The following is a 13422-nucleotide window of genomic DNA, read 5'->3' on the forward strand; positions in this document are numbered from 1 at the left end:
AAAGGGGGATTAATTTAAAAACTTAGTACAATGAAAATTTTAGTAGTAGACGACGAGCAGGATGTAAAAATATTATTTCAGCAACGCTTTAGAAAAGAAATAAGAAAAGGTGAACTCAACTTTGTGTTTGCATTTTCGGGTGAAGAAGCCTTAGAAGCACTAAGCAATATGGCACAAGAAGCCGTTTTAATATTGTCTGATATTAATATGCCAGGTATGAGCGGACTTCAGCTTTTAGAAAAAATAAAGAAAGATTATATTGCTCCACCACCAGTAGTAATGATGGTAACAGCTTATGGTGACGAAGAAAACTTTAACACAGCCAAAGCATTGGGAGCAGATGATTTTCTTACAAAACCTGTCGATTTTAAATTATTAAAAGAAAAACTAATCCAACAAATATAATGGCAAAGATACTAGTAGTTGATGACGAAACGGATTTAGAAGTGCTTATAAAGCAGAAGTTCCGAAAAAAAATCAGAGCCCAAGAGTATGAATTTCTATTTGCTATTAATGGAAAAGACGCTCTAGAGAAAATCGTTCAAAATCCTGAGGTAGATATTGTTTTGAGCGATATCAACATGCCAGAAATGGATGGTCTTACATTGCTATCTGAGCTCCATCAATCGAGTCCGTTAATAAAATCAGTAATTGTTTCGGCTTATGGTGATATGGAAAATATAAGAACTGCAATGAATAGAGGTGCGTTTGATTTTATAACCAAACCCATCAATTTTGAGGATTTAACTCTTACGATGGAAAAAACCATCAAACATGCACAACATATTAAAGATACACTACAAGCCATTAAGGAAAATAACATCCTGAAGATGTATGTAGATGAAAACGTCCTTAACTTTATGGGTAATCGTGAATACGAATCCACTATTATGGCAAATGAATCTATTGAAGCTACTGTAGTATTCATTGACATATGTGGTTTTACCAAAATCAGTGAAAATGTTGATGCTGATAAAGTTGTTAAATTACTTAATTCATATTTTGATGAAATGGTAAAAGAAATAATGCAGCAAAAAGGTTATATCGATAAATTTATTGGTGATGCTATTATGGCCGTTTTTAAAGATGAATATCATTTAGATAGAGCTATTGATGCTTCACTTGCAGTTTGTGAAAAAATAAATAATTTACCAGCTATAGAAGGCAACTTAGAGTATAAACCTAAAGTGTCTATTGGCATAAAAAGTGGTGAAATGATTTCTGGAAATATTGGATCTGTTAGTCTTAAACGATTAGACTATACAGTCATTGGAGATACTGTAAACACAGCTGCTCGATTGCAAGATGCTGCAAAAGAAAATCAGATTATTATTTCAGAAGATTGTTATAACCAAGTAAAGGAATCTTTTAAATGTGAAAAAGTAGGCAGTATAACATTAAAGAACAAAGCCAATCCAGTTACTATTTATCAGGTTATAGAATAATTGTAAATGAAAAAAATATTTCAGATTGTAAATTTAAAAATATTAAACTTACAATTAGTCTTTTGGTAATATGACTTATTATATTATTTTTATATTAAACTCATCAATCTTATTGTATAATAACAAAAATATTACTTAATAATGAAGCTATTATTTATCTTTTTATTCAGTTTAACTATATCTGCTCAAACTGAAAATAATTTAGAAATTAAAGATTCACTTGCTCCAAAATTAGAAAACATCAAGTGGATTTCAGGTAACTGGAAAGGTGAAGCATTTGGAGGTCAAACCGAGGAAAATTGGAGCGAACCTTCTGCTGGCTCTATGATGGCAACTTTCAAACTTATTAATGATGGTAAAGTTTCATTTTATGAAATAGAAATTATTAGAGAGGTTGGAAACTCGTTAGTGCTTCAGTTAAAACATTTTGATAACGATCTAAAAGGATGGGAAACTAAAAATGAAACTGTTGATTTCCCATTGAAAAAGATTACAGCAACTCAAGTTATTTTTGAAGGTATGAGCTTTGAAAAAGTAAGTGAAAACGAAATGAATGTTTATGTTGACCTTGAAAACGAAGAAGGCGAAATTGAAATTGTGAAATTTAAGTATACGAAATAATCCTAAATGAAGAACATCTTATACATCACATCAATTTTTATTATTTGCTTTGGGTGTAAAGAAAATTCAACTACTGTTTCATCTAAAATTTCAAAACAAGAAAAACAACTCATAAAAGTTAATAAAACAAAAACAATCATTGTAATTGATGGTATAGCAGAAGAAAACGGTTGGAAATCTTCAAACTGGCATGCTTTAGATCAATTATGGTTAGGTCATCCGTATACAGCAACAGATTTCTCTGGTAGATATAAACTCACATGGTCTAATGACGCACTATATCTTCTTGCAGAAATTAAGGACGATATCCTTATGGATAAAGAAACAGATCCCTTAAAGTTTTGGTGGGACGATGATTGTCTAGAAATTTTTATTGATGAAGATAACAGTGGTGGCAATCACCAATTCACACATAACGCTTTTGCATATCACATTGCATTAGATGGGAATGTTGTAGATATGTCAACAGAAAAAAAAGGCAAACTGTACAATTCTCATCTTAAATCTAAACGCATCACCAATGGTAACACCTCAACTTGGGAAATAAAAATCTCATTGTTTGATGATACTTATATAGACGATGAAGCAAACTCAACCGTTAAATTACAACCAAATAAACGTATCGGTTTTGCTTTAGCTTACTGCGATAATGATCAAAGTAATGAACGAGAAAATTTCATTGGTTCTATAGCTGTTGAAGGTGAAGACAAAAATCAAGGATACATAGATGCGAATATCTTCGGAACTTTATTATTGATAGAATAACATTATAAAGACACAACATGAAACATTTATTTACATTAACTTTTTTCACATTTACGGTGTTTGCAATTGCTCAAACCAATCAGAAAATATATGATATTATTGATAATGTTTCCGAAGAAAGAATACGACAAGATGTAAAAACGCTCACAGAATTTGGCACCAGAAACACGTTTAGTGATACTGTGAGTACAACACATGGAATTGGAGCTGCAAGACGCTGGATAAAATCTGAATTTGAGACCATTTCTAAAGATTGTAATAATTGCCTCAATGTATTTTACCAAAAGGATTTTGTAACCAAAGAAGGTAATCGTCGTGTACCTCATGATGCTTGGGTAGTTAATGTTGTTGCAATCCAAAAAGGAACGAAATATCCAAATCGTTATATCATTATGAGTGGTGATATTGATTCTCGTGCTAGTGATACGATGGATTTCACAACTGATGCTCCTGGAGCAAACGACAATGCATCTGGTATGGCTGGAGCTATTGAAGCTGCCAGAGTTTTATCTAAGTATACATTTGAAAGTAGTATTATTTATGTTGGTTTATCTGGTGAAGAGCAAGGCCTATTTGGTGGAGCAGGATTAGCAAAATATGCGCAAGATAAAGGTTGGGACATTATTGGTATTTTAAACAACGATATGATAGGAAATATTGAAGGTGTAGATGGTGTTATTGATAATCGTACATTCAGAATTTTCTCTGAACCTGTACCTCCTAATGAAACTGAACGTCAAAGAAATGCTAGACGTTTTTATGGTGGTGAGGTCGATGGTATTTCTCGTCAGTTAGCACGCTACGTTCATAAAACTGTAAAAACATATATGCCAGAAATGAATCCCATGATGGTCTATCGATTAGACCGTTTTGGTCGTGGTGGACATCACAGACCATTTAACGATCTAGGATTTCCAGGTATTAGAATTATGGAAGCACACGAAAATTACACGCAACAACACCAAGATATTAGAACCGAAAACGGAATCAACTATGGAGATACTTTTAAGCATGTAAATTTTGGATATGCAAAAAAATTGACAGCAGTAAATGCTATTAATATGGCAAGTTTAGCTTCTTCTCCTCCTGCTCCAACTACGGTTGCAATTGGTGGTATTGTCGAAGCATCTGCAAAATTAAAATGGAATGCTGTAGATGGTGCAAAAGGCTATAAAATTTATTGGAGAGATACTACATCACCAACTTGGGATCATAGCAGATATGTTGAAAATGTTACCGAATTCACATTAGAAGGTATTGTGATTGATAATTTTTACTTCGGAATTGCGTCTGTAGGTAAAGACGGTTTTGAAAGTGTTGTCGTTTTTCCAAATGAAATTATGAGATAAAAAAAAAGACTGCTCGAAAGCAGTCTTTAGACTAACAAAAAAAAACTAACTAATTAACTAAAATCTTCTTTGAATTAATACCGTTTTCAGTATTTATAATAACTACATATGTTCCAGTACTGATTGAATTAGTATTGATACTTATTTTATTATTTACCTGTGAAGTATTTGACTTATAAACTGATTGTCCTAAAAGAGAATACACATCTATACTTTCAATATTTACATTAGAATTATTTACAATTTCGATAGTATCAGTAGCATAATCAAAACGAATATCTAATTGATTTTCATTTGTTTGAAATTGAGATACACTTAATGTTTCTGGTTGAGAAAACACGATTTCAAATCTGTTTAAATAAACACCAGCTTCTAAATACACCTCAAAAGATTCATTTTTAATATTATAATATTCACCAAGAACTTTATCATGAACAAATATTTTCATTGTACTAGGTATGTTCTCAAGTTTGTGAATTGAAATTGTATTATAACCATTGGTGTCAGTATGTAATCCTAGTTTAATAACTGTTTCTTCAACAATTTTTTTAATACCTTGATCTATAAACTTTCCTGAATTAATTAACCAATACATATCCTCGTCTTGGATATTATCAATTTCAGTATCAAAATCAGAATCATATCCTGAAGTTGCATTTTCATCTGCCATAACAAATAATTCTCGTTCATAAGTTCCTGCAGAGTTAAGCATTAAACTAATCTTCATTCTTTCATCTGAATCATCAGAATCTGAAGGGTTAGTTGCAAATAAACATGCTGTACTTAGAATTAAAATAAATGTAGTTGCGAATGATTTGGTAATAGTTTTGTGTAAAAATCTTTCCATAGTTTTCATAATTGTAGGTTATTAATGATGATTAACATCAATGCTTAGTTAAATTCTCTTCTTTAAAATGGTTTTGTGTTCCTTATGGTTTATTTCTTAACCTGAACACTTGAGGGAGAATACTTTGCGTTATGAAAAGTATTTGGATTAATCTAGTATTGAAAAATATTTTGAAACTTAAATGGATAATAAATCTCAAAGGCTTGGGGCCAAATATCTAATTGTAAATACTACAATATCAATACAAGTCCAAATGTATAACCAATTAGGAATTAGCGGGTTATATACTCGGTAATTTGCTTAAAATTCTCGTTAAAAAGAGTAAAACGGTTAATATTATCGATTATGTGAACTTTATGTAAGCGTTCAATATGTCTAAAAACACTATTGATTTCCAGTAATTTAACATATCATGCCACCTATTCAATAATACTATTATTTAAAAAAAAGCTAAAAACACAAAAAGGCTACCTCTAAGAGGCAGCCTTTTGCTGACATAAATTTAAAAACTAACTAATTAACTATAATTTTCTTTGAGATTTCTTCTCTATCGGTTTTTACATTGACAACATAAACACCACTACTTAATAATTTTGTATCTAGCTTTATTTCACTCGCTGTAGTAGAATCATTTGAGATCAATACACTTTGGCCTAATAAAGTTATCACCTCATAGCCTTCTATACTTAAGTTTTGATGATTTAAAATTGTTATGTGTTCATTATCTTTATCATATAATATTTCTAAGATATCTGATTCTAACTCTGCTGTTTCTACACTTAAAGTATCTTCATTACTAAATACAATTTTAAAACGCTCTAAATGTGTACCTGCTTGAGATGTAAAATTATAGTCTCCTTCTTTTAGGTTATGAAATAATTCTAATTCCAAATCATGTACATAGATGTCCATCGTATTAGGTATGTTTTCTAACTTATCAATGGATATCTTATTAGAACCATCTTCTGTTGTATGAAAACCTAATGGAAGTGAAGTTTCAATTGTAATGTCATTAATACCTTGAATAACATATTTACCTTCATCAATCAACCAGTACATATCTTCAGATTGATTATCATATAATTCTGCATCGTAACCCCAATCATATCCCATTGTCGCTTGTTCATCTGCGGTTATTAATATTTTTCTTGTATAGGTATTAACAGAATTAAACTTCAATCTTATCTTCATTCTAGTATCCACGACTTCTTCTTCTCCTTCTTCAGCATCTTCTGAAGTAGTTGATGAACTATCATTTCTCATAAATGTAGAAGCACTTGTTGCTTCAGTTTTAAATACACGTTGGCTATTTTTAAATTTAATAGTTCCAGTATTTTCTCCTACAACAAAAAATCCTTGTCCTACTGGTATATATCTTCCTGGTAATTTTGTTCCTACAGCAGAACTTTGATCTACATCTGGATCTGCAGTTCCATAAGCTACGGCTGGCACTGCTCCAGATAAATTGTAGGTAGCATAACCTCCTTGATATTCTGCTAAATTGTGAGATCCTCCTCCCCAATGTTCCCAGAAATATAAGGTTCCTGTTGTATTACCTGATCCTTCTATTGTTGGAGCATTATCCATGATAAACTCATGAGCATCAATTGCAGAAGCATAAGGGTTTCCAATCAAGTAATCATTTCCTGCCGATAAAGGCAATGAGATATCTCCATTGTTAGGTTTTCCTCTTAAGGTATAATTTTGTTCTAATGATACATTTCCAGAGGTATTAGTTACACCTTTCATGGTAAAACCTTCTCCAGGTCTAATTATTCCATTGCTTTTAACATGTTGCCATGCAGAATACGTATCATCAGGTTGATTAGCAAATTTCCAAATCCAGTAATCTGCAATACTTATTGGGTTACCAGTACTACCATTATAACCATTAGTTATAAAATTAATGTTTTGCGGTGATGCTGTGTTTGTCCCATCTTTGAAAACTGAATTTACAGAATAAGTCGTATTATTTGTTATTGTGCTCGTGTTACCTACTGGTGACGACCAATAATTGTATGTGTACATATCTCTAGTCCCTTGCTGATCTTTCTCCACACTACCAGAACTCGTTACTGCAAGTTCACTATCTTTAGTTTGAACCAATTGAGACTCGCCTTGTAAATCTATAATACCATCTAATTTTAAATACCATGAATTAGATAATCCAGTGTCTCCATTTATTTCTAATTTAACTCCATTGTCTATAATCAATCCCACAGTATTATGATCTTCATCTGTTTTTAAATCTTCTGAAATCTTAATAATTGCACAATCTGTATGTTTAATTGGAATATCCCAAACATCACCATGTAGCCAATTATTACTGTCTTCCCAGTTTCCTGTACCTCCAGGTTTTGTAACATATGGTAATGGTGCTGTGTAATCTTGATATGTACGCATACCATGAAGGTTACCATTAGTACTTCCTGATGAAAAATCTGATGTTTGACCAACAGTATCAAGAATGTCCATTTTATAATACAATTCTAAATCACTCCATAATAAATCATCAATATCTTTAGGTATAATAACACCTCTAACAACTCCTCCGTTATTTTCAATTTCTTGATAAATTTGTCGTTCAAGTTGATTTGTAGTTAAAGCTTTATTATAAACTCTTGTTTCATATATTGAACCTTCAAAATAATTATTATCATTTTCACTATTTCGTCCTATTTCAAAATCATGATTTGAGTTCCAAGAATTTGTGTTATTTAGGGCATTTCCGTCAAGTAAATTGTATTCCCATATTAAATCTCCATTGAGATACATCTTAACACTATCTTTTGGTCCATCATAAACTGCAGAAACATGATACCACATTTCTGTAGCTAGAATAGGTGCAGAAAGAGATGGTGTATAAGTATAACTCAACAACCCACCATTTGTTTTAATTTGTGTTCTTAAGTGTTTATTATTATCTAAATATATTCTAAAGTTTCTTTGACCCATGATATCTCCACCATCAAATGAGCTATCTAGTTTAAACCAAGTCATCATTGTAACTTCTGTCTTACCTCCTAAAAAAGCGTCTCTATTTATATAATCATTATCACCATCAAAATCTAGTGTTAAAGATTGTACTTCACTAAAAGCTATTTCAAATCTATCGTTTACTATAGTCGTTGTACCAACCGCATCCATTGATAACTCAAAAGTTACAGTATTAAATACTCCATTTAATCTAATACTTCCTGATGCTGTACCATCCAATGGTGGTCCACATTCAGATGGTAATGAATTATATATTTGGCCTGGATCTCTTCCAACTGTTGTTGAAGTTGTTACAAAATGTGAATCGTTTCCTGACAATTCAGTAAATGTTATCCCAGGAGTAATTACTTTAATTAACGTTGAAGATGTTAATGAACTAACTTCTCCACCACCAAGTCTATCAAGATGCATTACAGGACTCTCTACAGCTTTACTAAAATTAAAAGTTATTTGAGCCGTTTTTGGAAAAGTGTGTCTAACACTTAATGAAGGATTTCCTACAATTGTATTATCACTATAGGCACTATTATTACAACCCATATTATCATTAACAAAATCATTTAGTGTGAAACCAGTACCTGAACCATAATCGGTTGCAGATGCGGTAATATTTATTCCACCTGCAGTTGAACTCCAGGTTGTTGTGGCTCCACTACCACTAGCAGTCCATGTACCAGATTTTTGTGCGAATACTGCAATCGTATTGAAAACAAAAAATACAATTAGCAAAAATAATTTTGAAAGCGTAGGTTTTCCAAAAATATAATTGTGTTTCATAATAATAGTTTTTAATGATGTGTCTCATCATTGGTTAAGTAAATTCCCTTACTTTTTTATTAATAAATGAAGTGCAAATACCAAGTATAAACTTAGCTTTAAACACAATGAGGGGAAATACTTCGTTATTACGAATGTATTTTTGGATTAATTAGATATTGAAAAAATAATATGAAAACTTCTTACCACTTGGCAAAACGTAATTGAGCTATAAAATTCTTGAAATTCTGTATAAACAGAGGTAAGGAATGAAATAACATAACGTCGCAGAAATTTCTGCTTTTAAGTAGGTAAATTTGTTTCATAGGCTTGGGACCAAATATTTAAGTGCGATATATACACAACTTCAATAACTTGGTAAATGTAGATTAGTTTTAATTGCCTACAAAGAAATATCCGATAAAATGTACAAAATATTCGACCAAATACACTAAAATGTTAAGTTTATGGATTAAAATCAAATATTAATTCTTAACTTTCTACTAATTTAAGTCTTAGAAATTCAATAAATTAAAAGTAATTTGCATATATAAATTTTAAAAAATAGAAGAAACCCTTTATGGAACTCTACTTTAAAACTGATAATGAATGGAGGCAATGGCTTCATGTAAACCATACTAAAATAAACGGAATCTATTTAATATTCTATAAAGTAGAAAATGTAGAAACCTCTATGCGGTGGGAAGATGCTGTCAAAGTTGCTTTGTGTTATGGCTGGATTGATTCTACAGTAAAAAGCTTAGGTAATGGTAAACGTAAACAATATTTCTGTCCAAGGAAACCTAAAAGTGTTTGGAGTGCATTAAATAAAAAGCACCTAAAAGCACTTATGAAAGAGAATCTTGTTCATCAAAGTGGACATCAATCTATTAAAACAGCCAAACAAAATGGCAGTTGGACTGCTTTAGACAATGTTGAAAAAGGCATTATTCCTGTAGAATTACAACAAGCATTTGACAATAACCCAATAGCTTTTGAGAACTATAATAACTTTGCGCCTTCTTACAGAAAAAGCTATCTCTATTGGTTAAATCAAGCTAAACGCGAAGAAACAAGACAAAAAAGAATCGCAGAGATTATCAAACTCTGCGATGCTAATATTAAAAGTAGAGATACAAGATGAGTTCAATGATTAAATCCCACTTATATAACTTCCATAAGGATCTTTAAATTGAATCCCTTCAGTAAAACGATATTTACTCAATTGCTTAAATTCAACCAAAGCCCAAAGCACAAATTCTTTAACAAAATAGCTATCTTCTTTTGATAACTTAGGTTGATATTCTGCTAACAAATCATCTATAGGAGATACACTATCTAACAATGCTTTATACTCTTTATCTCTCAAACCGTCAAGGATTTCAAATCCATCTTGTTGGTTAAAAAACCAAGATATGATATCATCATAAGGTGTCTCTTCATCTTCTTTCTTTAACTTTTCTATCTTCGGAAAAAACTCTGAAAACAAACTTTTAACTGCTTCGCCAATTAAATTAAATGCCACCATAGCTGCGCCTTCCTGTTCACCTTCATAAACGAGTTCCACCTTACCCGTAATTGACGGAATGATGCCAACAAAATCACTTAAACGTACCATTGTTTTATCATCTCCTGCTCTTAAAGCACGACGTTCTGCAGTACTCAACAAATTCTCTAAGGCTGTAATACTCAAACGTGCACTTACACCACTTTTTTCATCAATGTATTCACTATCTCTTGCTTCAAACACAATTTGTTCTAGTAAGTCTCTAGCTAAATCTGGAATTATTACTGTTTCCTTTTGACTCACAACCAATTTCGCTTCCTGCTCTGTAATTAAACGAGCAGTTTCAATATCTGTTGGGTAATGTGTTAAAATCTGACTACCAATTCTATCTTTCAAAGGCGTGACAATACTACCTCTATTGGTATAATCTTCAGGGTTTGCTGTAAAAATAAACTGAACATCTAAAGGTAGTCTCAATATGAATCCGCGAATTTGAATATCACCTTCTTGCAAAATATTAAATAATGCCACTTGAATTCTCGCTTGTAAATCTGGTAATTCATTAATCACAAAAATACAACGGTTGGCTCTTGGTATCATTCCGTAGTGAATCACACGATCATCTGCATAACTCAATTTTAAATTGGCTGCTTTAATCGGATCTACATCTCCAATAAGATCTGCAACTGTTACATCTGGAGTTGCTAACTTTTCAGCAAAGCGTTCACTTCTATGCAACCATGAAATTGGAGTATCATCGCCTTTTTCAGTAATTAATTCTCTAGCAAAACGAGATATTGGGTTTAAAGGGTCATCATTAATTTCTGAACCTTCAACCACAGGAATATATTCATCCAATAAATTAAGCATCAAACGTGCTAAACGTGTTTTTGCTTGTCCGCGAAGACCGAGTAAATTAATATTATGTCTTGATAAAATTGCTCTTTCTAATTCTGGTATTACTGTATTTTCGTAACCATGAACACCTTCAAAAGCAGTGTCGCCATTTTTTATTTTCTGAATCAAATTATCACGCAATTCATCTTTAATAGATTTTGATTGATAACCTGCTTTTTTTAGTTCACCTAAGTTCTTTATAGTTTCTATTTTCATATTACTTTTTTAAAAAAGAGATTATAGATAAAAGAAAATAGACTCACTCACAACTGAGCAAATCATAGCTTTCTTCTTTTCTCTATACTCTTTCTTCTTTTTTAATTATCCTTTAATTCTTTTTTTTCTATTGGTTTCATAATCTTCAAAAATCATTTCACCCAATCCTTTTAAGCCAGTATAAAATGCCTTGCCTTGATTAGCTCTCGTAAATTCTTCAACAAATTGCATCAAATAACGATCTTGGGCAATCATAAAGGTTGTAATTGGGATATGCAATTTTCGAGCTTGTTGTGCCATTGCATAACATTTATTGGTTATATAAGGGTTGAGACCATTACTATCTTTATAATATTGACCATCTGGTAATTTTAAACAACTTGGTTTTCCATCGGTAATCATGAAAATTTGTTTATTGGTGTTACGCTTTCTTCGGAGTAAGTCCATTGCTAATTGCAAACCTGCAACGGTATTTGTATGATATGGTCCGACTTTAAGGTATGGTAAATCTTTAATTTCTATTTGCCAAGAGTCATTTCCGAAGACAATAATATCCAATGTATCTTTTGGATAACGCGTTGTTATCAATTCTGCCAATGCCATCGCAACACGTTTTGCTGGTGTGATACGATCTTCTCCGTATAAAATCATACTGTGGCTAATATCAATCATCAAAACCGTACTCATTTGAGATTTATGAAGCGTTTCTTCAACTACCAAATCATCTTCGGTTATACTAAAATCACCAATCCCATGATTAATTTGAGCGTTACGAATACTTTCGGTCATTGAGACTTTATCTAAAGCATCACCAAATTGGTAGTTTCTAAAATCTCCAGTATGTTCGTCTCCTAAACCTATTCCCTTGCTCTTATGATTTCCTTGACCGCTTCGTTTAATATTTCCGAAGATATGCTCTAAAGCTTGTTGACGAATAGCACGTTCAGTTTTTGCAGTAATAGCCATACCTCCATTTCCATCTGGATCAATGTCTTCTTTGATATAGCCTTTCATTTTTAAATCTTCGATAAAATCGTCAATTGTATATTCTGCAGTCGTTAATTCATACTCTTTATCTAATTCTCGAAGCCAAGAAATAGCTTCGTCAAAATCTCCAGACGTATGTGTAATTAATTCTTTAAAAATCTCAAAAAGTTTATCAAAAGGGGATTGATTAGGTGCTTCGTAAGGTTTAAATACGAAGCCTTTTTTTAAATTATTAGTTTCTTTCATAGCAGTATAAAAATACGACTATTTCAACTCAATTATTATAAAGTTTTTATAAAACTAGTCGACTAGTTTTAATTTTTGAAGATTTTCTATTTTTATCTGTTTTCCTTTTGTAGAAATCAAACCATCTTTCTTAAATTGAGATAATATTCTAATTGCAGACTCAGTAGCTGTACCAGCCATATTAGCATAATCCTCTCTAGATAAAACTAGATTTAAATAGCCCTTTTCATCTACACCAAATTCTTTCTCAACATATATTAGTGCCTGTGCAACTCGTTGTTTTACACTTTTTTGAGCCATATCAATCAAATCTCCTTCAGCACCTCTTAAATCTTTTGCTAAATTCTGGAGTACATCAAAAGAAAAGACTTGATTTTGCTGTAGAGGCTCAACAATTTGATCTTTTGGCACATAGCATAATTCAATATCATTTAGTGCTATTGCACTTAGGTTAGTACGTTCATCAGATATTATGGATCGTTGGCCAAGAAGCTCACCTTTTCCTAACAATTTTACAGTTTGGTCATTACCATTAGCACTTAGTTTAGTCAATTTCGCAACTCCATGACGAACACAAAATACACCATTTAAAGACTCGCCTTCTTCAAAAATAATCTCGCCTTTTTTATAAAATTTGGTCGTTTTACAATCTGACACTCGTTTTAACTCTTCTTTAGTTAAAGACTTCATGGAGTTTAACTGCCTGGCAATACAATGTTCACACTTACTCATACCTAGTTTTTGTCCTTTTGTAAAAATAATTAAAACATGACAAATATCATATTTTAA

11 protein-coding genes are annotated in these 13422 nt (G+C 31.8%); 6 read left to right on the forward strand and 5 right to left on the reverse strand.

Annotation, left to right across the window (positions count from 1 at the left end):
- Positions 1-30: 30 nt before the first annotated feature.
- From WNY78_RS05250 to WNY78_RS05270, 5 genes are all read left to right on the forward strand, one after another.
- Positions 31-405, forward strand: a complete 375-nt coding sequence (locus WNY78_RS05250) for a response regulator (protein WP_342872138.1) — start codon at positions 31-33, stop codon at positions 403-405.
- A complete protein-coding gene (locus tag WNY78_RS05255) occupies positions 405-1445 on the forward strand; it encodes an adenylate/guanylate cyclase domain-containing protein (protein ID WP_342872139.1) in 1041 nt (346 codons plus the stop codon). The genes WNY78_RS05250 and WNY78_RS05255 overlap by 1 nt, the downstream gene beginning before the upstream one ends.
- A 141-nt stretch (positions 1446-1586) precedes the next feature.
- On the forward strand, positions 1587-2066 hold the full coding sequence (locus WNY78_RS05260; protein WP_342872140.1) for a DUF6265 family protein: 480 nt from the start codon (positions 1587-1589) through the stop codon (positions 2064-2066).
- A gap of 6 nt (positions 2067-2072) precedes the next feature.
- Complete coding sequence (locus tag WNY78_RS05265) at positions 2073-2831, forward strand: sugar-binding protein (protein WP_342872141.1); 759 nt, start codon at positions 2073-2075, stop codon at positions 2829-2831.
- Positions 2832-2848: 17 nt separating this feature from the next.
- Positions 2849-4180: a M28 family metallopeptidase gene (locus WNY78_RS05270; protein ID WP_342872142.1), complete on the forward strand. Its 1332-nt coding sequence runs from the start codon at positions 2849-2851 to the stop codon at positions 4178-4180.
- A gap of 49 nt (positions 4181-4229) precedes the next feature.
- On the opposite strand, the gene WNY78_RS05275 is transcribed toward WNY78_RS05270, so the two are convergent.
- Both WNY78_RS05275 and WNY78_RS05280 read right to left on the reverse strand, forming a co-directional pair.
- Positions 4230-5027: a T9SS type A sorting domain-containing protein gene (locus WNY78_RS05275; protein ID WP_342872143.1), complete on the reverse strand. Its 798-nt coding sequence runs from the start codon at positions 5025-5027 to the stop codon at positions 4230-4232.
- 513 nt (positions 5028-5540) lie between these two features.
- Positions 5541-8801 (reverse strand): LamG-like jellyroll fold domain-containing protein, encoded by a 3261-nt coding sequence (locus tag WNY78_RS05280; protein ID WP_342872144.1) that lies wholly within the window; start codon positions 8799-8801, stop codon positions 5541-5543.
- 559 nt (positions 8802-9360) lie between these two features.
- Here WNY78_RS05280 and WNY78_RS05285 point away from each other — a divergent pair.
- Positions 9361-9924, forward strand: coding sequence for a YdeI/OmpD-associated family protein (locus tag WNY78_RS05285; RefSeq protein ID WP_342872145.1), 564 nt, complete (start codon positions 9361-9363; stop codon positions 9922-9924).
- 9 nt (positions 9925-9933) lie between these two features.
- On the opposite strand, the gene WNY78_RS05290 is transcribed toward WNY78_RS05285, so the two are convergent.
- The 3 genes from WNY78_RS05290 to WNY78_RS05300 all read right to left on the reverse strand — a co-directional run bounded on the left by WNY78_RS05290 (position 9934) and on the right by WNY78_RS05300 (position 13365).
- Positions 9934-11400 carry a magnesium chelatase gene (locus WNY78_RS05290; protein ID WP_342872146.1) on the reverse strand — a complete coding sequence of 489 codons (1467 nt, stop codon included), beginning with the start codon at positions 11398-11400 and terminating at the stop codon, positions 9934-9936.
- A gap of 105 nt (positions 11401-11505) precedes the next feature.
- Positions 11506-12633: a VWA domain-containing protein gene (locus tag WNY78_RS05295; protein WP_342872147.1), complete on the reverse strand. Its 1128-nt coding sequence runs from the start codon at positions 12631-12633 to the stop codon at positions 11506-11508.
- 54 nt (positions 12634-12687) lie between these two features.
- Positions 12688-13365 carry a Crp/Fnr family transcriptional regulator gene (locus tag WNY78_RS05300; protein WP_342872148.1) on the reverse strand — a complete coding sequence of 226 codons (678 nt, stop codon included), beginning with the start codon at positions 13363-13365 and terminating at the stop codon, positions 12688-12690.
- Positions 13366-13422 lie beyond the last annotated feature (57 nt).

The organism is Psychroserpens sp. AS72, from assembly GCF_038900375.1.
In the GTDB taxonomy this organism is placed as follows: Bacteria; Bacteroidota; Bacteroidia; order Flavobacteriales; family Flavobacteriaceae; genus Psychroserpens.